Consider the following 19,842-nt stretch of genomic DNA (forward strand, 5'->3'; position numbering starts at 1 on the left):
CTTTTGGGTGACATGCGCCCGCAGTCCCAATTTCGCCCCCTTTCTGGTAACCTTCGACCACGCTCTCGAAAGCCAAGGGAATCGCGACCGCGAATGCATCTGAAACGGCACGCAATCATGCTGGCTTCGGCCTTGGCCGCGACATTTGCCACCGTTGGGCCGGCCGAGGTGCATCCGCACGTCTTCGCCGAGGCGCGCCTCGACGTGATCCTGTCCCCGGATCACCAAAGTGTGAAAGCGTTGCGTCATCTGTGGCGCTTCGACGATCTGTTTTCGAGTACGGTGATGATGGAGTTCGACAAGAACTCCGACCTGAAGCTTGACGACAAGGAGCTGAAGGATGTCGCCGACACCGTCCATGCCTCGCTGGCCGAGTTCAATTATTTCCAGCTCGTCACGCAGAACGGCAAGGACGTGACGATGGTGCCGCCGCCGCATCTGATGGCCAATTTCGACAACGACCAATTGATCATCCTGTTCGAGTCCGAACCTAAGGTGCCGATCAAGCTGTCCGGCACGATCGACATCGGCGTCTACGATCCGACCTTCTACACGGCCATCGACTTCACCGAGGATTCCAACATTGCCGTCGAGGGCCTGCCGTCGAACTGCACGAGCAAAGTCATCCGGCCGGACCCGGACGAAGCGATCAAGGAAAACCAGAAGACCCTGACGGATGCTTTCTTCAACGATCCGACAGGCACCGACATGAGCAAGATCTTTGCCACCAAACTCGAACTGACCTGTCAGCCAGAAGGATAAATCCGGTGAACCTGATCGGCAACTGTTCGAAACCGTCCCCGCGTTTGGCAGTCGGCCTGTTGGCCCTTACCTTTGCCATGATGCATGTCGCCAGTGCCGCGCACGCCCAGAGTTCGCTCGGCATCGGCGTCAATGACGGCATGGCACCCACCACAGGTCCGTTCGCCCATATCCTGATGTGGATCAATCTCAGGCAGCAGGAATTCTACCGCGCGCTGGCGACAGCCATGAAGGCAATGCGCCAGGACAACAGCAAGATCTGGATACTTATCGGCCTGTCCTTCGCCTATGGCATTTTCCACGCCGCCGGCCCCGGCCACGGCAAGGCGGTGATCTCGTCTTATATGGTGGCCAACGAAGTGGCGCTGAAGCGCGGCATCCTGTTGTCCTTCGTCTCGGCGCTGCTGCAGGGCCTGACGGCGATCCTGGTGATGGCGGTCGCCTATTTCGTCCTGCGCGGCACCGCGATCTCGATGACCGACGCGGCCTGGTTCATGGAGATCATGAGCTTTGTCTTCGTCACCCTGTTCGGCGCCTGGCTGTTGTGGCGCAAGCTCGGCCCGTCCATCCTGCGGCTGTTTGGCAGAGGGCCCGCCTACAGCCTGTCGGCTGCGCACGTCGGTCATCCGCATGCGGGTCACGCGCACGCTGGGCATTCTCACGCGGGTCATTCCCACGCCGGCCATTCGCATGCCGCGCACAGCCATTCGGCGCACGCTCAGCACGGGCATGACGACCATGTCCATGAACATTCGCACGACCATCACGACCACGCCGCGCATGACCACCATCACGACCATGGCGCGCACGATCATGCGCATCATCATGACCATGCGCATCACGGCCACGCCGGCGGCGAGGTCTGCGACACCTGCGGCCACTCGCATGCGCCCGATCCGGCGCTGCTGTCGGGTGATCGGTTCGACTGGCGAACGGCCTGGACGGCGGTGGCCGCCGTCGGCATCCGCCCCTGCTCCGGCGCGCTGATCGTGCTGAGCTTCGCGCTGCTCAACGGGCTCTGGCTCGGTGGCCTGCTGTCGGTGCTGGCGATGTCGATCGGAACCGCCATCACCGTCTCGGCGCTGGCGACGCTTGCCGTGACCGCCAAGAACTGGGCGGTGTATTTCGCCGGCGACGGCCGCATGGGCAACCGCATCCACTCGATCGTCGAGATCGGCGGCGCGGCCTTCGTCTTTCTGTTCGGACTGCTGCTGCTGTCTGCGAGCCTGACGGGCAGCGTTTAGACCCTACCATTCCGTCGGAATGGGATAGGCAACGTGCGCTACCAACTGGGAATGTTGCCGCCCAGTTCATCCTCGATATGCGCGCGGATGATCTCGTCAAAACTCTTTTCGGCACTGAAGCCAAGTTCCCTTGACCGGCGCGCCTCGAAGCGGGTCGGCCAGCCCTTGACGATCGCCCAGATCGTCTCGTCCGGAACTTCTCGGATGAGGCTTGTCGTCTTCGATCCGGCCACCCGTTCCAGCGCCTCGATCTGTTCGCCGACCGTGACGGCGACACCCGGCATCGTCAGATTGCGGCGCGGCCCGACGGCATCGCCGTCAATCTCCGCGCCGTGGATCAGGAAATTCACCGCCGAGCGCGGGCTGGCATGGGTATGCACGACCGAGCGCGGCACCGGCAGGATCGCCTCCTGCCCGCTCAACGGCTCGCGGATGATGCCGGAGAAGAAGCCGGAGGCCGCCTTGTTGGGCTTGCCGGGCCGCACGCAGATCGTCGGCAGCCGGATGCCGATGCCGTCGAAGAAGCCGCGCCTGGAATAGTCTGCCAGCAGGGCTTCGCTCATCTGCTTCTGCGTGCCGTAGGAGGTCAGCGGCGTCGGATGGAATTCATCGGGAATGACATCCGGGAATGGCGCGCCGAACACCGCGATCGACGAGGTGAAGACGATGCGCGGCGCAAACCCTGCCAGCCGGATGGCGTCGAACAGCGCGCGCGTGCCGTCGAGATTGACGCGGTAACCGAGGTCGAAATTCGCTTCCGCCTCACCCGACACGATACCGGCGAGGTGGAAGACGACATCGGGGCGCGACACAACCAGGCTTTCCGCGGCGCCTGCTTCGGCAAGGTCACCCGTGTGCAGCGCGACGCTGACGCCGTCCATGGCTGGCGCCTGCGGCGGCACGATGTCGTGCAGGTCGAGCGCGGTGATCTTCTCCCCGCGCAGCGTGCCGTCCTTGGCCAGCCGGGCGATGAGCTTGCGGCCGACCATGCCCGCGGCGCCAGTGATCAGAATGCGCATGTCCGATATCCCTTACTTCCGATTTTTGCGCTGGGTGCGCGCGCGCAACCAGAACACCAGGAAAAACGCCAGCACTAAGACGGTGCCGAAGATACCCGCCAGCACGGTCGAATAACTGCCGAGTGCCAACATCACGGTCGGCAAGTAGAAAGCGGCAATGCCGAACAGAAGCATGATCCAAACCGCCGCAATGGCCGCATTGCGCGTGTCACGGTCCATCATGCCGCACCGGAACGGCGGTCGTTCATCGAGCTGAGTTGCAAAGCTGGAGGACTCCTGAGGCAGGTCCGATCAATGGCCATCGATCGGACCTAGTGATAGTGGCCGTGATGCGCGGCCGCATCGTGCTCATGCTCGTGATGATGGTCGTCGCCATCGTCGGCGCACCGGCCGAATTCCGGTTCCACTGTGGCATGGCTGATGCCGTGCTCGCTGGCAAGCCGCTTCTTGATGGCGCTGACCGCCTGATGGGCATCGACGCCCTCGTTGAGGCAGGCATGCAGCGTCGCCATGCTGCTCGACCCGTCGAGCGACCAGATATGCATATGGTGCACCTCGCGCACGCCTTGGACCGTTGCCTGAATGTCCCCCGCGATCAGGTCGCGATCGAGGCTTGGCGGCACGCCTTCGAGCAGGACGTGGGCGGCGGCGCGCATCAGCGACCATGCGGTGGACAGGATCAGCAGCGAGACCAGCACGGACAGGATCGGGTCGATCGGCGTCCAGCCGGTCGCCAGGATGACCAGTGCCGCGACGATCGCGGCTGCCGAGCCGAGCAGATCGCCGAGCACATGCAGGATGGCGCCGCGCATGTTGAGATTGTCTCGATCGCCGCCATGCAGCACCAGGAAGGAGCCGATATTGACCAGCAGGCCGAGGATCGCCACCACCAGCATCGGTCTGCCCAGGACCGGCGCCGGTGTCAGCAGGCGATCCCACGCCTCGTATACGATCCACAGCGCGATGACGAAAATGGCGATGCCATTGGTGTAGGCCACCAGCGTCTTGACGCGGCCGAAGCCGTAGGTGAGTTGGCCGGTTGCCGGCCGGCCCGCCAGATGGAAGGCATACCAGGCCAAGCCGAGCGCAATGGCGTCGGCGAGCATGTGGCCGGCATCGGCCAGCAGCGCCAGCGACCCGGTGAACAGGCCGCCGAGCGCCTCGGCCACCATGAAGCCGGCGGTCAGGCAGGCCGCGATCAGCACGCGCTTCTTGTCCGTCGAGCCATGCACATGGCCGCCGCTGTGATCGTGCCCGCTGTGATCGTGGATATGCGCCAAATGGCAAACTCCCGTTAGGCGCCGAATTCCGCGCGAAAATCCTCGAGCCGGCGGTTCTGCTGGCCATTGGCGTCGAAGTTGGCCGGATCGAGCCAGGCTTCATAAGCCTTGCGCAGAGCTGGCCATTCCTTGTCGATGATCGAATACCACGCGGTGTCGCGGTTTTCACCCTTGACGATGAGATGCTGGCGGAAAATACCCTCGAACTTGAAGCCGAACCGTTCCGCCGCGCGCTTCGACGGCTCGTTGCGGTTGTTGCACTTCCATTCGTAGCGGCGATAGCCGAGTTCGTCGAAGATGTATTTCATGAACAGGAACTGCGCTTCCGTCGCTGCCGGCTTGCGCGAGATGAGCGGTCCCCAGTAGATGTTGCCGATCTCGATGACGCCGTAGGTCGGATCGATGCGCATCAGCGTCTGGCGGCCGGCGACCTTGCCGCTTGCCTTGTCGACAATGGCGAAGAACAGCGGATCCTCGCTCGCCTCCACCTTGTCCAGCCAGGGCTGGAAGGCGGCGCGGGTTTCGGGCGGATAGTCCGGCAGCCAGGCGAAGCGGCCGTCGACGTCGGCCACGGAAGACGCTTCATGGAGGCCGTCGCCATGTGTTGCGGCACTCAATGGCTCGATCCTGACATAGCGGCCCTCCAGAACCTTGCGCTCCGGGCGCGGACGCGGCTGCCAGTCTTTGAGATTTTCCGACACCGAAAACTCCAATCCGTTTGACTTTTGCGGGCGGACGCTCACAAAAACGCTCGCCAACAGTAAGAACCACAGGGACGGGAAAAATGCTCCACACGATTTCGGCCTTCGACCGGCTCGGCGAGGAAAACGCTTTTGCCGTGCTGGCCCGGGCGACGGCGCTGGCGAGCCAGGGCCGCGACATCGTCAACCTCGGCATCGGTCAGCCCGACTTCAAGACGCCGCAACACATCGTCGAGGCGGCGATCAAGGCGCTGCGTGACGGCCACCATGGCTACACGCCGGCCAATGGCTTGCTGGCGACCCGCGAGGCGGTGGTGCGGCGCACGCTGACGACCACCGGCGTCGAGGTATCGCCGGAGGCGGTGATGATCCTGCCCGGCGGCAAGCCAACCATGTTCGCCGCCATCCTGATGTTCGGCGAGCCCGGCGCCGAGATCCTCTATCCAGACCCCGGCTTTCCCATCTACCGCTCGATGATCGAGTTCACCGGTGCAACCCCCATTCCCGTGCCGATGCGCGAGGAGAACGGCTTCGCCTTCTCGGCCGAAGAGACGCTGGGGCTGATCACTCCGAAGACCAGGCTCTTGATCCTCAACTCGCCGGCCAACCCGACCGGCGGCGTCACCCCGCGCACCGAGATCGAGAAGCTGGTCAAGGGGCTTGATAAGCATCCAGACGTCGCCATTCTCTCCGACGAAATCTACGATGTCATGACTTATGATAGCGAGACGCATTGCTCGCTGCTTGGCTTTCCCGAGATCCGCGACCGGCTGATCGTGCTCAACGGCTGGTCCAAGACCTGGGCGATGACCGGCTGGCGCATGGGCTGGTCGATCTGGCCGAACGGCGACAAGGGCGCCCACCTCTACGACAAGGTGCGCAAGCTGGCGGTCAATTGCTGGTCCTGCGTCAACGCGCCAAGCCAGTTCGCCGGCATCGCGGCGATCGACGGCCCGCAGGACGACGTCGACACCATGATGCGCGCCTTCGACAACCGCCGGAAAATCGTGGTCGAAGGCCTGAACGCCCTGCCAAACATCTCCTGCATCACGCCCAAAGGTGCGTTCTATGCCTTCCCCAATGTCTCGAAGACCGGCTGGAAGGCAAAGAAACTCGCCTCCGCTTTGCTCGACGAGGCCGGCGTGGCGCTGATCGGCGGTCCCGATTTCGGCATCCTTGGCGAAGGCTATGTCAGGCTTTCCTACGCCAATTCCGAGGAAAACATCCTGCGCGCGCTGGAACGGATCGGGGCATTCCTGGCCAGATGAGCTTCAGCGTCCGCCGCGCGAGCCGGATAGCCTGCCACCGCATTCCATGACGGTGTCATGAGCCGTCCGGAGGCGCGTAGCCATAGGCTGTGCGGGCGTACCGAAAACGGCTACGAACTCCGGTATCAGGACCAATGAGGGATCTCGGATGTTCTATGCAATCCTTGCCTATCACGTGGAAGATGCGATCGAGGCGCTGACGCCGCGGGAGGATGCGGCGCTGATGGCCGAGTTGCTCAAGATCAACTCCAGGCTTCATGCGGAAGGCACGCTTGGGCCGTCGGCGCGCCTGGGAACCACACGGGATGCCTGCACCTTGCGCGGCCCGGGCGACGGTGTGATCATCGATGGGCCCTTTGCCGAGACCAAGGAACAGTTGCTCGGCCTCTATGTCGTCGATTGCATCACCAGGGACGACGCCATCGAGATCGCCCGCGACCTTCGTCGTGTTAATCCAACCGCCGTTTACGAGATAAGGCCCATTCTGCTCTTCAAGCCCGGCGTGCCGCTGGCGGAAAAATGAGACACGGGCAAAAGCGCCGCCAGCACCCGCTGCTCACCCGCGCCCCACGAACGGCATCTTGGTCGCCATCACGGTCATGAACAGCACGTTGGCGTCGAGCGGCAGGCTGGCCATATGCACGACCGCGTCGGCGACGCGCTGGACATCCATCACCGCTTCGGCTGATATCGAGCCATTGGCCTGCGGCACGCCGACGGTCATCGGCTGCGCCATGTCGGTCAATGCATTGCCGATGTCGATCTGTCCGCAGGCGATGTCATAGGGGCGGCCATCGAGCGCCAGTGTCTTGGTCAGGCCCGTGATGGCGTGCTTGGTCGCCGTATAGGGCACCGAGCCCGGGCGCGGCGCATAGGCCGACACCGAACCATTGTTGATGATGCGGCCGCCCATCGGCTTTTGCTTGCGCATGGCGCCGAACGCCGCGCGCGCGCACAAGAAAGATCCGGTGAGATTGACGCCGACGATATCGTTCCAGACCTCGACCGGGATCTCGTCGATCGGCGTCGACTTGTAGCCCATGCCTGCATTGTTGAAGAGCAGATCGACCCGCCCGAAAGCCTCCGCCACGGTCTCGAACAGATCGTCGACTTCACTGGCCTTGCTGATGTCGCAGGCAACCGCCAACGCCCTGGCCTCGGTCGGTCCGGCCTCGGCGATCGCGGCATCCAGCACCGGCTTGCGGCGCCCGCAGAACACCGTGTTCCAGCCGGCCTTGAGCAATGCCGTGGCTACGCTCTTGCCGATCCCGGTGCCGGCGCCGGTGACGATGGCGGTTCTTTGCTCGGTCATGGCTGATGTCCTCCGGCAGCGCAGTGCGTGCTCGCCTGATCTACAAATTTGGTTCGAGTGGAGAAGGCATCGCAAATGATGGCAGCGATGGCAAGCGCGGCCACCGGGACATGCCCTCGAAAAGTGAAGCCATTTGGTTGGAGGGCAGCCTGCATTGGCCGACAAAAAGGGCGGTCATTGGCGACCGCCCTGATCTGGACCGGGCTTGGGAGGAGGAAAAGCCGATCCGACTGTGTAGAATCATGCGCTTCCTGAGTTAACGAAAGACTAACGCCGGAAGGCTCGCCTGTGCCGATTTGACCTTACCAGCGCGGATTGGGTGAAGTTCCCGCCTTGGCCGGCACCTTGGCCACGGAAACCGTCGCCTCGACATGGTCGACCAGCGCGTCCGGCAGGCCAAGTCGTCCGGCGAGCAGGTCGAGATAGCCGCGCTCGGCGCGCGAGTCGGGGTCGATGGTGAGGCGCGACGCCGTGTAGAGTTCGAGCTTCTGCGCATCGGTATGAGCACCCGCCACCAGGGCGTCGAGGTCGAGTGGGCTCTCCAACTCCGCCATCAGGAATTTTTCCGCATCGGTGCCGATCCCGGCGAGGCTGAGCTTGTCGGCGATGCTCCGGCGTTCTTCGTCGTCGACATGGCCGTCGGCCTTAGCCGCCGAGATCATCGCCCGCACCAGGGTCAGCGTGAACTCGTCCTCGCCTTGCGGCGCCTGCGAGGGGTGGAAGGCGGTGTCCTTGGGCGGCGGCAGCAATTCCGGCTCGCTGGCGGCGGGCGCCTGTTCCGGTGCGTTGCCGGCCTTGTAGTTCTGGTAGGCCTTGTAGGCGAGACCGCCGATGGCGGCCAAGCCGCCGAGCTTCACCGCGGCACCCGTCACCTGCCGGCCGGCGCCGGTCCCAAGCAGCACGGCGGCCAGCGCGCCGGCGGCCAGCGGATTGTCCTTGGCCATCTGCACCGCCTGGCCGGCCTTGTCGCGGACCGTGCCGCTGGCACCGGGAACTTGCGAGCCGAGCAGATCGTCGAGAAGCTTCTTGGGATCGAACATCAACGCCTCCAGGATTTGCCCGGCCGAACGGGCAGGTTGCGAACGCCGAAGAGGTAGGTCCCGAGGGTTGCCATTGCAATGACAGAGCCCCGGTTTGCTGGGCTCCGGTGCCCTCGATCAGGACCCGATGTGCGGTCCCCTACCCCGGGCTTGCGCGAGCTCGACCTGTCGCTGCCGCTCCGCGTAGCGCTTTCGGTCTTCGTCCGAGCGGGCTTCGAAGCAGTGCCGGCAGGAAACCCCGACGGCATATTTCGGCGACACCAGGTCGCTCTCCATCAGTGGATGGCGGCATGCGCGGCAGAGCTCCCCGTTGCCCACCGCGAGGGCGTGCGACACCGAAACCCGCTCGTCGAAGACGAAGCACTCGCCTTGCCACAGGCTCTGCTCCGCTGGAACCTCCTCAAGGTATTTGAGGATGCCCCCCTTGAGGTGGAACACGTCCTCGAAGCCGAGCGACTTCACATAGGCGGTCGCCTTTTCGCAGCGAATGCCGCCGGTGCAGAACATCGCAACCTTGCGTCCTTCGAGATCCGCCCGATGCGCTTCGACCCAGGCCGGGAATTCGCGAAAGCTCGCCGTCGCCGGGTCGACGGCGCCCTTGAAGCTGCCGATAGAGACCTCATAGGCATTGCGCGTATCGATGACGATCGTGTCGGCTTGCGAGATCAGCGCATTCCAGTCGCCCGCCTCCACATAGGTGCCGGCACTTGCCGCCGGGTCGATGGTCTCGACGCCCATGGTGACGATCTCGCGCTTCAGCCGCACCTTCATGCGATGGAATGGCATGGCCGCGGCACTGCTGTACTTGACCTCGAGACCTGACAGGCCGTCGATCGCTTCGATCTGTTCGATCAGCGCGGCGATCGCCTCGTCGCTGCCGGCGACGGTGCCGTTGATGCCCTCATGCGCCAGGAGCAGCGTGCCCTTGATGCCGCGCCCGCAGCAGAAGGCAGCAAGCGGCGCGCGCAACGCCTCGAAAGCATCGAGCCGGGCAAAACGGTAGAGTGCGGCGACGCGGACTGGCTGGGATGGCGCGGACAGTGTTGTCATTGCCAGAGCAACTAGACGCTAGTAGAAGCCGATTCAAGTGAAACGGGTTCGATCCGTCTGTCATGGCCATGTCGAGAACCTTTAAGCTGAGCGGCAACGCGTGACATCGCGCCGCGACCGGTTCCGTGGACATGGCAATACCGGTCTGCTAATCGGTTGAAATCCCATCGATACGCCGCCGACAAGGAGAGACCGAATGTCCAGCAAGACCGAGAACCTCCTGTCGCTCCTCAATGGCCAGCCGGTCATCCCGGTGTTGAAGATCGCCAACGTTGCCGATGCGGTGCCGCTGGCCCGTGCCCTGGCGCGTGGTGGTTTGCCGGCGATCGAGATCACGCTGAGGACCGCGGATGCGCTCGAAGCGATCCGTCGCGTGGCGGGCGAAGTCGGCGAAGCCATTGTCGGCGCCGGCACTATTCTGGATGCCAGCCAGTTCGACGAAGCGGCCGCGGCCGGTTCGCGCTTCATCGTCAGCCCCGGCATCACCCGCGAGCTTCTGGCTGCCGCCGCCGACAGCGAGGTTCCGCTGCTGCCCGGCGCCATCACGCCCGGCGAGATCATGGCCGCGCGCGAAGCCGGCCTGCGCTTCCTGAAATTCTTCCCGGCCGAACAGTCCGGCGGCATCGCTTCGCTCAAGGCTTTTGCCTCGCCGCTGGCGGACGTCAAATTCTGCCCGACCGGCGGCATCACCAGCAAGAACGCGGCCGATTATCTCAGCCTGTCCAATGTCATCTGCGTCGGCGGCTCGTGGGTGGCGCCCGACGACATGGTCAAGGCCGGCAAGTGGGACGAGATCGAAGCGCTCGCACGCGCTGCCAGCGAGCTCGGGAAATAGCGTCTTTCCGGACGGCATGAAAAAACCCGGCCGACCAGCGTCGACCGGGTTTTTTTGACTGGCTAATCCAAATTGCGATCAGTTGCAGACCTTCACCGTCTCCTTGCGATGGTGCCGCCAGTGCGTCACCACCTCAGCGCGGCAATGCTTCTTCATCATGTGCATATGATTGTCGGTCTTGACGACAACGGTCTCCGCCTGTGACGGAGCGATCGCGGCCGATGCTGCCGCCAGCGCCACAACTGCTGCCAGTAGAATCTTTTTCATGAGTATCGTCGGGTTGGAGCGTACCCGCACCAAACCGGAAATGAGTGAGCCGTTCCCGCTTCACGAGAAGTTCGGCCGCGCGTGATCCTCAGGGATCGGAAACCGCCTGTATCGCACTCTGGGTTAGCAAAAGGCCGCGCGGGTCGCCCGGCGCGGCCTCAGCATGTTGCGGCCTGCTCGTTACTTCGTCTGGAAGCGGGCGACGGACAGGAATTTGACGGCGTTGCCGGTAAAGCGATTGGCGTCGGCGACCTGATTGTCCTGCTGGAAGCCGGCCGTATAGACCTCGCTCGGCGGCGTATGCACGATGTTGTAGGCGTAACCCGGCGCGGTCGTCGCACTCGAAACGGTGGCGACGTTCTCGCCGCTGGTCAGTGCCCAGCGGGCGGCCTGCGGCGCCGCGGCAACCACCACGGCCCTGGGGCCGGGCTTCTGATCGCGGGCGGTGGCCCTGGCTTCCTTGCGGGTCGTCTTCACACCGGCGCCGATGGCGGCGGCCGGATCCGAACCGGCCGGCCGGCCGGCAACAGCCTGGCGCGGCGATGCCGCATCGATACCAGACGGATCGTTGAAGGCCGAACGCGGTTCTACGGATAGCGAGGCTAGCTGATATTCGTCGGCGGCGCCGACCTTGGCATTGGCATTGGCCTCGTCGAGCACGGCCTTGACGGCATCCGGCTTGGCCGGCTCGGGACGCGCCGTCGGCACCACGGAGAACGCATCCGTCGCGGTCTTGCCTTGGTCAGCCGTTTCGGCCAGCGCCATCAGCACATCCTTGCTGGGCGGCGGCGCGAGATCCGCCGGCAGCGTGCGTTCGGGACGCCATGTCGGCAAGGGGATGTTGTTGACGGCGACCTGCGCCGGATCGGCGGCCGCGGCCGCTGCTAGCACTGCCGGATCGGCCTTGCCGAAAGGCATGTTCGCCGGCGCCTGCGCGGTCGCCACGGCCTGTTCCGTGGTGGCCGTCGCATCCGCCGTGGCGAAGGGAACGTTTTCAGGCGTCTGTGCGCCGACATCGGCCTTCGGCCGCGGCGCGAAATCGGGCAGCGGGATTTCCTTGGCCGGCAGCGCCGCGATGATTGTCTCCGGCGTGTCCTTCTCCGGTTCCGGAGCCTGCTCGTCGGCAATCCGCGGAATATCGGCGCGCTGGGCATTCTCGGGGGCCACGATGGCGATGCCAGGCAGGTTGCCGCTCTTGGCTGTCACGGCCGGCTTCAGATTTCTAGCCTTGGGCGCAGGTGCGGCCGAAGCGGTCTCGACGTCGGCGCTGTCGTCGGCCTCGTCGTCGCCGCCGCCGCCGAAGAAGGCAGCGAGGAACCCGCCGGATTTCTTGCCGCTGCCGCCGGCGCTGGCCACTTCGATATTCGGTGTGCCCGAACCCTTGCGCGACTTGTAGGAGGCCAGCGCCTGTTCATAGCCGGGCAGCGGCCGACCATCGCTCGGCACATGCAGCGTCTTGCCATTGGGGAACAGGCTGACCAGTTCCTGGCGGCTGATGCCGGGCCAGTGGCGCACATTGCCGACATCCATGTGGACGAATGGCGAACCGGAGGTCGGGTAATAGCCGACGCCACCGCCCTGCATCTTGAGGCCGATGTTGCGCAATTTCCTCAGCGGTACGCCGGGAATGTAGAAATCCATCGCCTTGCCAAGCATATGCTGGCTCTTTTCGGCGACACCGCGGCTGCGGCTGCGCAGCATCGAATTGGTCGACGGCGAACGGTAGCCGCAGACGACCTGGATATAATCGGTGGCGCCGCTTTGCCGATACGCCTCCCAGACCAGGTCCAGCAGACGCGGGTCCATCTTGGTCGGCTCGTTGCGACGCCAGTCGCGCAGAATGATGTTGATCTTCCTCAGGCCTTCGGGAACGTAGCGACCATTGCGCTTGTAGACGATCTCCGCCTTCTCATGCGTGTGGAGATGGTAGAGCTTCAGCGAACGAACTTCGGCCTGGGCGCCCGTAGCGGCCGCTGCAACAAGACCAAATGCGACAATCACCGCCGCCAACCATCTCGGCCAGACGCTCAAATGATAGTGCCGCCCGTTTGTGAGTCGTTCGATTCTATTCAAATCAAAAGGCCTTGCAGGCTGCCGTTTGTCCCCGGATTTCCCCAAACGGACGTGTCATTTTCACATCCGAATATCGATCCTAATGGTTAATCATCGCTTATTGAAGCCAAAATGCGGTAAGACCATGGCGATATCCCGTCAAAAATTGTCCGCAAGGTATGTTGGTAAACCGCTGGTTTACATTAAGATTCCGGCTTTGGTCGAACACGATCTGTTACCGCCGGCCTCAATGCGTGAACAATACCCCGTCGAGCGCCGCCATTATCCGGCGACGGCGCTCTGTCAGACCAGATAATGGCGAAGGAAGCTGGCCCCGGCCTTGCGGTTCAGGAAGCGAGCCTGTCTACGCGGCCGGTTTCCGGGTCGATGCCGTATTCCTTGAGCTTGCGGTAGAGCGTCGAGCGACCGATGCCGAGCCGGCGGGCGACCTCGCTCATCTGGCCATTGTAATGGTCAATGGCGAGCTTGATCATTTCAAGTTCGACATCGGCCAGGGCACGCACATTGCCACGCTCGTCGAGCGCCCGCAGCATGCCGAATCGGGACTGGACCCCGGCCGGCAGCACAGCCGCCGGAGCCATCCGGTCGGGCACAACGTCCTCGTCGCGCGGCTCCAGCGACGGCGGCGGCGCAGCGCTGCTTGCTGCCAACGTGTCGTCCCGGTCGAGATTGACGGTGCCTTCCACCTGCGCCCGGATCTGCGGGAAATCATCGGCGGTCAACACATCGCCTTCGCACAGCACCGAGGCGCGGAAGACGGCGTTTTCGAGCTGCCGGATGTTGCCGGGCCAGTCATAAGCCTGCAGCACCGCAAGTGCTGCCGCCGAAATGCCTTTCAGCCGATGGCGCGGGTCGGCCGGCGCCACCTTCTCCATGAAATGCGTGACCAGATGGGGAATGTCGTCGCGGCGGTCGCGCAGCGGCGGCACGAAGATCGGGTAGACGTTCAGCCGGTAGAACAGATCCTCGCGGAATTTGCCGTCCTTGACCTGTTGCAGGAGGTTGCGGTGCGTCGCCGAGATGAGCCGGATGTCGACCTTGACGGTCGAGCGGCCGCCGACCGGATCGACCTCGCCTTCCTGGACTGCGCGCAGCAGCTTGACCTGAACGTCGAGCGGCAGGTCGCCGATCTCGTCGAGGAACAGCGTGCCGGAATGCGCCTCGACGAATTTGCCGGTGTGCTTGTCGGTGGCGCCGGTGAACGAGCCTTTCTCATGGCCGAACAGGATGGATTCCACCAGATTGTCGGGAATGGCGCCGCAATTGACGGTGACGAAGGGTTTCGAGCGGCGGTCGCCGCTGCCCTGGATGGCACGCGCCACCAATTCCTTGCCGACGCCGGACTCGCCCTCGATCAGGATCGGGATGTGAGAGGCCGCCGCTTTCTGGCCGAGACGTATCACCCGGTCCATGGCCGGACTGTGGGTGATCATGTCCCTGAAGGTCAGCAGCCCGCCGCGTTTGCGCGACGTGCGCTTGACCTCGCCCTCTACCGCCTCGACCTTGAGCGCATTGGAGATCGAGGCCTGTAGCCTGTCGGGCGAAGCCGGCTTGACGACGAAATCGAAAGCGCCGTGGCGCATCGCCGAAACCACGGTTTCGATGCCGCCCTGCGCGGTCTGCACGATGACCGGCGTACTGATGTCGCGCTCGCGCATCGCCTTCAGCACGCCGATGCCGTCGAGACCGGGCATGACAAGGTCGAGGATCACGACCGAGACATCGCGGGCGCCAGGCCCGTCGAGAACTTCGAGGCCGGCGGTACCGCCATCCACAACGATCGCGGTATGGCCGAACCGCGTCACCGCGGCCTCGAGCAGCCGGCGCTGCACGGGATCGTCATCGACTATGAGTATGGAACCTGTCATGACTGTCTTGCTTCGCCCGCGCCCGAAAACCCCATGGATCATCTTGGCACAGGGTTCTAAATAAGGTTTCAAAAAACCCGGTGAACGAATTCCTTAGGATTTGACGGGCTTCTCTATTCCCGTTGAGTCCGGCTCCGTGATTGCGGCCACGTGATTCAACCCAGGCCACTTGATTCAAAGAAGGTATCTCGATGCGCATGATGTTTGATCGGCGGATTGCAGCGCCAGCGTCCGGTCAGGGCGCTGCCGGGCTTGGTGATCTGCCGGAATGGAACCTCGCCGACCTTTATGCCGGCATGGACGCGACGGAACTGAAGCGTGACATTGCCAAGGCGGCCGCCGACGCCGTCGCATTCGAGGCCCGCTGGAAAGGCACGCTCGCCGCCGAGGCCGGGCGCGGCAGTACCGGCAGGCTGGGGGAGGCACTGGCCGCGTACGAGGCACTTGAGGAACTGATCGGCCGTATCGTCTCGTATGCCGGCCTCGTTTATGCCGGCAACACCGCCGATCCGCAGCGCGCCAAGCTCTATGGCGACATCCAGGAGAAGATGACCGACGCCAGCGCGCATCTGTTGTTCTTCGCGCTTGAGCTGAACCTGATCGACGATGCGGCGATCGAGGGCGCGCTGGCCGCCGATCCCGCCTTCGGGCATTACCGCCCGTGGGTGCTCGATCTCAGGATGGACAAGCCCTATCAGCTCGAGGACCGCGTCGAGCAGCTTTTCCACGAGAAATCGATAACCGGGCGCGGCGCCTGGAACCGCCTCTTCGACGAGACGATGACCGATCTCCGCTTCGATATCGACGGCGAGGAACTGACGCTGGAGCCGGCCCTNCGCCTCTTCGACGAGACGATGACCGATCTCCGCTTCGATATCGACGGCGAGGAACTGACGCTGGAGCCGGCCCTCAATCGCCTGCAGGATGCCGACGGCGAGGTCCGCCGCCGCGCCTCGGAGGCGTTGGCCACGACCTTCCGCAAGAACCTGCGCACCTTCACGCTGATCACCAACACGCTTGCCAAGGACAAGGAAATTTCGGACCGCTGGCGCGGCTTCGAGGACATTGCCGATTCACGCCACCTCGCCAACCGTGTCGAACGCGGCGTGGTCGATGCGCTCGCCACCGCCGTGCGCGAGGCCTATCCGCGCCTGTCGCACCGCTATTATGCGATGAAGGCGCGCTGGCTCGGCATGGAAGTGATGAACCACTGGGACCGCAACGCGCCCTTGCCGGAGACGCCGCAAGCGGTGATCGGCTGGGATGAGGCCAGGAACACGGTTCTGTCGGCCTATCACCGCTTCTCGCCCGAGATGGCCGAGATCGCGCGCACCTTCTTCGACCGCAACTGGATCGACGCGCCGGTGCGTCCGGGCAAGTCGCCGGGCGCCTTCGCACATCCGACCGTACCCTCGGCTCACCCCTATGTGCTGCTCAACTACATGGGCAAGCCGCGCGACGTGATGACGTTGGCGCATGAACTAGGACACGGCGTGCATCAGGTGCTGGCCGCCGGCCAGGGCGCGCTGATGGCCTCGACGCCGCTGACGCTGGCGGAGACGGCATCCGTCTTCGGCGAGATGCTGACCTTCCGCTCGCTGCTCGAGCAGACCACCGACCGGCGCGAGCGCAAAGCCATGCTCGCCCAGAAGGTCGAGGACATGATCAACACGGTGGTGCGCCAGGTCGCCTTCTATGAATTCGAGCGCAAGGTGCATGCCGAGCGTCGCAACGGCGAATTGACATCAGACAGGCTGGGCGAGTTCTGGCTGGAGGTACAGGCCGAAAGCCTGGGGCCCGCGATCAAGTTGCGCGAGGGCTACGAGGTGTTCTGGACCTACATTCCGCACTTCATCCACTCGCCCTTCTACGTCTATGCCTATGCGTTCGGCGACTGCCTGGTGAACTCGCTCTACGCCGTCTACCAGAATGCCGAACGCGGCTTTCAGGACAAATATTTCGAGATGCTGCGTGCCGGCGGCACCAAGCATCATTCGCAGCTTCTGGCACCCTTCGGCCTCGACGCCACCGATCCGGCCTTCTGGCAGATCGGGCTCGGCGTGATCGGCGGCCTGATCGACGAGCTGGAAACGCTCGACGACTGAGACGCCTCTCGCCAGCAAGAACAGTTAGCCGGAATGCATGTTTGGGCCGCGCTATTCTTGCCCTAAATATTTGTTCTTGAAGAACTCTACATCGACATTTTCCCATAGCTTTCCGCAAGCTCTATGATAGCTTTCCCTTTAAGCTAAGCCGGAGCGCATGCGGATCGGCGAGGGAATCTCAGCCCGGCCGTGGCGCTCAGGCGAACGCGACAACGGCCGTTGGCCATGGGCAGGCAAAGCCGATCGCCGACAGCTTGACCGAAGCCGGCTGTTCCGCGAACCGCGGAACCATCATCGAGTAGTCCTGCGCCGAAGGCCATGACCCACGGCAGACGGATCTGACTGGAGAGAGACAATGGGCACTTTTTTCTACGTGGTCCTGGCGTTGTTGGTAGGCGTGTTGGTCGGCTGGTTCATCTGGGGACGCCTGCGCGGTGAGCTCGACAGTCTTCGCGGCGACCTCGATCGCACCCGCAGCGAGCGCGACAAGTTGCGCGCCGACAGCGACCGCCTGACCGGCGAACTCGGTGCATGCGGCAAGACCCGCTCCGACCTCGAGCGTCAGCTGCGCGAGGCGCAGGCCTCGTCGGGCGCCGGCGGAGCAAAGGCGTCAAGTCAGCCACCGGCGGCCTTGATGTCGACGCCGGCCGCGGCCAAATCCGCTCCGGCGGCGGCCAAGGCTGCTCCTGCCAAACCAGTTGCAAAGGCCGCGCCGGCGAAAGCCGCCGCCGCCAAACCCGCCGCGAGCAAACCCGCGGCCGCCACTGCTTCGGCGGCCAAGAGTTCGGCAGCCGCCAAGAAGGCCGCACCGCCGGCGGCCAAGCCGGCGTCGGGCAACCCTGATAATCTGCGCCGGCTGATCGGCATCGGCCCAGTCAACGAAAAGCTGCTCAAGGCGCAAGGCGTCACCACATACGCCCAGATCGCCGGCTGGACATCAGCCGACATCAAGCGGATCGAGGACGTGATGAACTTCGACGGCCGCATCGCGCGCGAACGCTGGATCGAGCAGGCCAAGCTGCTCGCCGCTGGCAACGAGGCCGAATTCGCCAAGCAGTTTCCGACGGCCGGAACCGCCAGCAATACCTGAACGAAGGATACAGAGGCCTTGTGACCGGCGGCGCCAAGGGCGCCGCCGCTTTCTTTTGCCGGCAAGGTTCGATCCGGCAAAGGTCGGCTTTGAGGGACAGGGTGCCGTTCCCTCGATTGCGCGCGTCCGGCCCCCCATATAGAGCGATCGTCGGCTCCATCGATCCCGGTTCCCATGTCCCTGCCCGCCGCAATTTTCCGCAACGACGAAAGCGCGCGCCAGCTCGTTTTCGAGCGGCCCGCCGATGTCATCGTCGCGCATGAGGCCAAGGACTTCCCGGCGGCGCTGCAAGCGGCGCAGGCCGCGCACGATGCCGGCAAATGGCTGGCCGGCTATTTCTCCTACGAGGCCGGTTACCTGCTGGAACCGAAACTCGTTCCCTTGCTGCCGGGCCGGCGCCGGGCCCCGCTGGTCTGCCTCGGGGTCTTCGATGCTCCTGAGGAAGAAGCGGTGCCGCCGCCAAGCACGCCGACCAACGGCCCGATCTTCGACGCAAGGGCGACGTGGTCGTTCGAGGACTACGAGAAGCGGTTCTCGCGGTTGCATCGGCACATCAGGCAAGGCGATTGCTACCAGGGCAACCTGACCTTTCCGGTGCACGCGCAATGGTCCGGCGATCCGCTCGCCGCCTTCGACGCCCTGACCGAGCGTCAGCCGGTGAAATATGGCGCCCTGATCGCGCTGGGCGATCCGATCGTCCTGTCGCGCTCGCCCGAACTGTTCTTCGAGATCGATGCGGCGGGGATGATCGAGACGCATCCGATGAAGGGTACCGCACCGCGCGGCGCAACCAGGGACCAGGACGAGCGGCAGAAGAATTTCCTGCGCAATGACGAGAAGAACCAGGCCGAGAACCGGATGATCGTCGACCTCCTGCGCAACGACATATCGCTGATCAGCGAGGTCGGCACGCTGGAGGTGCCGGAACTGTTCCGCATCGAGACCTACCCGACCGTGCACCAGATGGTGAGCGACGTCAGGGCCAAGCTGCTGCCCGGCCTCTCGATACGACAGGTGTTCGCGGCGCTGTTTCCCTGCGGCTCGATCACCGGCGCGCCGAAGATCCGCGCCATGGAGATCCTGCACGATCTCGAGGCCACGTCGCGCGATGTCTATTGCGGCGCCATTGGCTGGATCGCACCCGGCGGCACGATGCGCTTTTCCGTGGCGATCCGCACCATCTCGCTCTTTGCCAGCGGCGAGGCCGTCTACAATGTCGGCGGCGGCATCGTCTTCGATTCGGTCGCGGAAGAGGAGTACCAGGAATGTCTGCTCAAAGCCCGCTTCGCGACGGGGACACCGCCGGTTTCGAGCTGATCGAGACCATCCGCTGGGAGCCCGCCTCGGGCTTCCTGCGCCTCGATCGCCATCTTGCACGCCTTTATGGCTCGGCGGCGGAACTGGGCTTCAGCTATGATCCGCAAAGGGTTGGCGAGGTCCTGAGCAACGCGGTCGATCGATCGCCCGTCGCCATGCGCACGCGGCTCGCCCTGTCGCGCAATGGCCAGGCCAACGCCTCGGCGCAGCCCTATGAACCGCTTGCCGCCGACAAGATATGGGCGCTGCGGCTGGCGCGGACGAGGCTCGGTTCGAGCAACATGCTGCTGCGCCACAAGACCAGCCGGCGGCAGCTCTACACCCATGCCCGCTCCGAATACCTCGTCACCCAGGCCGATGAGGTGCTGCTGGCCAATGAGCGCGGCGAGATCTGCGAAGGCACGATCACCAATGTCTTCGCCGATTTCGGCGACGGGGTGCTGGCAACACCCCGGCTCGACTGCGGCCTGCTGCCTGGCGTACTGCGCGGCGCGCTTCTGGATGAAGGCCGCGCCAGTGAAGCAATCTACAGCTTGAATGACCTGAAATCCGCCAAGGCGCTGTTCGTCGGCAATTCGCTGCGCGGGCTGATCCCGGCAAGACTGATCTGA

At 64.0% G+C, this 19,842-nt stretch carries 20 protein-coding genes; 10 read left to right on the forward strand and 10 right to left on the reverse strand.

Annotated elements, in window-relative coordinates:
- Positions 1–93 precede the first annotated feature (93 nt).
- Together X742_RS164440 and X742_RS164435 are read left to right on the forward strand one after the other, a co-directional pair.
- On the forward strand, positions 94–762 hold the full coding sequence (locus X742_RS164440) for a DUF1007 family protein (protein ID WP_023770477.1): 669 nt from the start codon (positions 94–96) through the stop codon (positions 760–762).
- 14 nt (positions 763–776) lie between these two features.
- Entirely contained in the window at positions 777–2,006 is a 1,230-nt protein-coding gene (locus X742_RS164435; RefSeq protein ID WP_084569486.1) for a nickel/cobalt transporter, read from the forward strand.
- A 38-nt stretch (positions 2,007–2,044) separates the two neighbouring features.
- Here the strand turns inward: X742_RS164435 and denD are convergent, their stop codons facing one another.
- The 4 genes from denD to X742_RS164415 form a co-directional block, all read right to left on the reverse strand.
- Positions 2,045–3,025 (reverse strand): D-erythronate dehydrogenase, encoded by a 981-nt coding sequence (denD, locus tag X742_RS164430; RefSeq protein WP_023770479.1) that lies wholly within the window; start codon positions 3,023–3,025, stop codon positions 2,045–2,047.
- 12 nt (positions 3,026–3,037) lie between these two features.
- Positions 3,038–3,247: a hypothetical protein gene (locus X742_RS164425; RefSeq protein WP_023770480.1), complete on the reverse strand. Its 210-nt coding sequence runs from the start codon at positions 3,245–3,247 to the stop codon at positions 3,038–3,040.
- Positions 3,248–3,336: 89 nt separating this feature from the next.
- A complete protein-coding gene (locus X742_RS164420; RefSeq protein WP_023770481.1) occupies positions 3,337–4,305 on the reverse strand; it encodes a cation diffusion facilitator family transporter in 969 nt (322 codons plus the stop codon).
- Positions 4,306–4,319: 14 nt separating this feature from the next.
- Positions 4,320–5,006 (reverse strand): GNAT family protein, encoded by a 687-nt coding sequence (locus tag X742_RS164415; RefSeq protein ID WP_023770482.1) that lies wholly within the window; start codon positions 5,004–5,006, stop codon positions 4,320–4,322.
- Positions 5,007–5,089: 83 nt separating this feature from the next.
- Here X742_RS164415 and X742_RS164410 point away from each other — a divergent pair, with 83 nt between their 5' ends.
- Both X742_RS164410 and X742_RS164405 read left to right on the forward strand, forming a co-directional pair.
- Positions 5,090–6,274 (forward strand): pyridoxal phosphate-dependent aminotransferase, encoded by a 1,185-nt coding sequence (locus tag X742_RS164410; RefSeq protein WP_023770483.1) that lies wholly within the window; start codon positions 5,090–5,092, stop codon positions 6,272–6,274.
- Between the two features lie 148 nt (positions 6,275–6,422).
- On the forward strand, positions 6,423–6,797 hold the full coding sequence (locus tag X742_RS164405) for a YciI family protein (RefSeq protein ID WP_023770484.1): 375 nt from the start codon (positions 6,423–6,425) through the stop codon (positions 6,795–6,797).
- 33 nt (positions 6,798–6,830) lie between these two features.
- On the opposite strand, the gene X742_RS164400 is transcribed toward X742_RS164405, so the two are convergent.
- Positions 6,831–7,586: an SDR family oxidoreductase gene (locus X742_RS164400; RefSeq protein WP_023770485.1), complete on the reverse strand. Its 756-nt coding sequence runs from the start codon at positions 7,584–7,586 to the stop codon at positions 6,831–6,833.
- A gap of 5 nt (positions 7,587–7,591) precedes the next feature.
- Here X742_RS164400 and X742_RS1000000174725 point away from each other — a divergent pair, with 5 nt between their 5' ends.
- The gene (locus tag X742_RS1000000174725; RefSeq protein WP_023770486.1) at positions 7,592–7,846 is read left to right on the forward strand and encodes a hypothetical protein; all 255 of its coding nucleotides are present in this window, start codon (positions 7,592–7,594) and stop codon (positions 7,844–7,846) included.
- A 42-nt stretch (positions 7,847–7,888) separates the two neighbouring features.
- On the opposite strand, the gene X742_RS164390 is transcribed toward X742_RS1000000174725, so the two are convergent.
- Entirely contained in the window at positions 7,889–8,626 is a 738-nt protein-coding gene (locus X742_RS164390; protein WP_023770487.1) for a tellurite resistance TerB family protein, read from the reverse strand.
- 117 nt (positions 8,627–8,743) lie between these two features.
- Positions 8,744–9,676: a rhodanese-related sulfurtransferase gene (locus tag X742_RS164385; protein ID WP_023770488.1), complete on the reverse strand. Its 933-nt coding sequence runs from the start codon at positions 9,674–9,676 to the stop codon at positions 8,744–8,746.
- Between the two features lie 196 nt (positions 9,677–9,872).
- On the opposite strand from X742_RS164385, the gene X742_RS164380 reads away from it, so the two are divergent.
- Complete coding sequence (locus X742_RS164380) at positions 9,873–10,511, forward strand: 2-dehydro-3-deoxy-phosphogluconate aldolase (RefSeq protein ID WP_023770489.1); 639 nt, start codon at positions 9,873–9,875, stop codon at positions 10,509–10,511.
- A 78-nt stretch (positions 10,512–10,589) separates the two neighbouring features.
- Here the strand turns inward: X742_RS164380 and X742_RS164375 are convergent, their stop codons facing one another.
- From X742_RS164375 to X742_RS164365, 3 genes are all read right to left on the reverse strand, one after another.
- Positions 10,590–10,778: a hypothetical protein gene (locus X742_RS164375; protein ID WP_023770490.1), complete on the reverse strand. Its 189-nt coding sequence runs from the start codon at positions 10,776–10,778 to the stop codon at positions 10,590–10,592.
- Between the two features lie 180 nt (positions 10,779–10,958).
- Positions 10,959–12,779, reverse strand: coding sequence for a DUF882 domain-containing protein (locus X742_RS164370; RefSeq protein ID WP_245275484.1), 1,821 nt, complete (start codon positions 12,777–12,779; stop codon positions 10,959–10,961).
- Between the two features lie 398 nt (positions 12,780–13,177).
- A complete protein-coding gene (locus tag X742_RS164365; RefSeq protein ID WP_023770492.1) occupies positions 13,178–14,719 on the reverse strand; it encodes a sigma-54 dependent transcriptional regulator in 1,542 nt (513 codons plus the stop codon).
- A gap of 191 nt (positions 14,720–14,910) precedes the next feature.
- On the opposite strand from X742_RS164365, the gene X742_RS164360 reads away from it, so the two are divergent.
- The 4 genes from X742_RS164360 (at position 14,911) to X742_RS164345 (ending at position 19,842) form a co-directional block, all read left to right on the forward strand.
- Entirely contained in the window at positions 14,911–16,824 is a 1,914-nt protein-coding gene (locus X742_RS164360) for a M3 family oligoendopeptidase (RefSeq protein ID WP_023770493.1), read from the forward strand.
- A 355-nt stretch (positions 16,825–17,179) separates the two neighbouring features.
- Entirely contained in the window at positions 17,180–17,914 is a 735-nt protein-coding gene (locus tag X742_RS164355) for an NADH dehydrogenase (RefSeq protein WP_023770495.1), read from the forward strand.
- 174 nt (positions 17,915–18,088) lie between these two features.
- Positions 18,089–19,231: an aminodeoxychorismate synthase component I gene (locus X742_RS164350; protein WP_023770496.1), complete on the forward strand. Its 1,143-nt coding sequence runs from the start codon at positions 18,089–18,091 to the stop codon at positions 19,229–19,231.
- Positions 19,180–19,842, forward strand: a complete 663-nt coding sequence (locus tag X742_RS164345; protein ID WP_031247674.1) for an aminotransferase class IV family protein — start codon at positions 19,180–19,182, stop codon at positions 19,840–19,842. The genes X742_RS164350 and X742_RS164345 overlap by 52 nt, the downstream gene beginning before the upstream one ends.

Source organism: Mesorhizobium sp. LNHC229A00, from assembly GCF_000502415.1.
In the GTDB taxonomy this organism is placed as follows: domain Bacteria; phylum Pseudomonadota; class Alphaproteobacteria; order Rhizobiales; family Rhizobiaceae; genus Mesorhizobium.

Coding starts and splice junctions, on each gene's coding strand:
- X742_RS164440 (WP_023770477.1), top strand. CDS start 94: ATGCATCTGAAACGGCACGCAATCATGCTGGCTTCGGCCTTGGCCGCG.
- denD (WP_023770479.1), bottom strand. CDS start 3,025: ATGCGCATTCTGATCACTGGCGCCGCGGGCATGGTCGGCCGCAAGCTC.
- X742_RS164425 (WP_023770480.1), bottom strand. CDS start 3,247: ATGATGGACCGTGACACGCGCAATGCGGCCATTGCGGCGGTTTGGATC.
- X742_RS164410 (WP_023770483.1), top strand. CDS start 5,090: ATGCTCCACACGATTTCGGCCTTCGACCGGCTCGGCGAGGAAAACGCT.
- X742_RS164405 (WP_023770484.1), top strand. CDS start 6,423: ATGTTCTATGCAATCCTTGCCTATCACGTGGAAGATGCGATCGAGGCG.
- X742_RS164400 (WP_023770485.1), bottom strand. CDS start 7,586: ATGACCGAGCAAAGAACCGCCATCGTCACCGGCGCCGGCACCGGGATC.
- X742_RS1000000174725 (WP_023770486.1), top strand. CDS start 7,592: ATGTCCTCCGGCAGCGCAGTGCGTGCTCGCCTGATCTACAAATTTGGT.
- X742_RS164390 (WP_023770487.1), bottom strand. CDS start 8,626: ATGTTCGATCCCAAGAAGCTTCTCGACGATCTGCTCGGCTCGCAAGTT.
- X742_RS164385 (WP_023770488.1), bottom strand. CDS start 9,676: ATGACAACACTGTCCGCGCCATCCCAGCCAGTCCGCGTCGCCGCACTC.
- X742_RS164380 (WP_023770489.1), top strand. CDS start 9,873: ATGTCCAGCAAGACCGAGAACCTCCTGTCGCTCCTCAATGGCCAGCCG.
- X742_RS164375 (WP_023770490.1), bottom strand. CDS start 10,778: ATGAAAAAGATTCTACTGGCAGCAGTTGTGGCGCTGGCGGCAGCATCG.
- X742_RS164365 (WP_023770492.1), bottom strand. CDS start 14,719: ATGACAGGTTCCATACTCATAGTCGATGACGATCCCGTGCAGCGCCGG.
- X742_RS164355 (WP_023770495.1), top strand. CDS start 17,180: ATGGGCACTTTTTTCTACGTGGTCCTGGCGTTGTTGGTAGGCGTGTTG.
- X742_RS164350 (WP_023770496.1), top strand. CDS start 18,089: ATGTCCCTGCCCGCCGCAATTTTCCGCAACGACGAAAGCGCGCGCCAG.
- X742_RS164345 (WP_031247674.1), top strand. CDS start 19,180: ATGTCTGCTCAAAGCCCGCTTCGCGACGGGGACACCGCCGGTTTCGAG.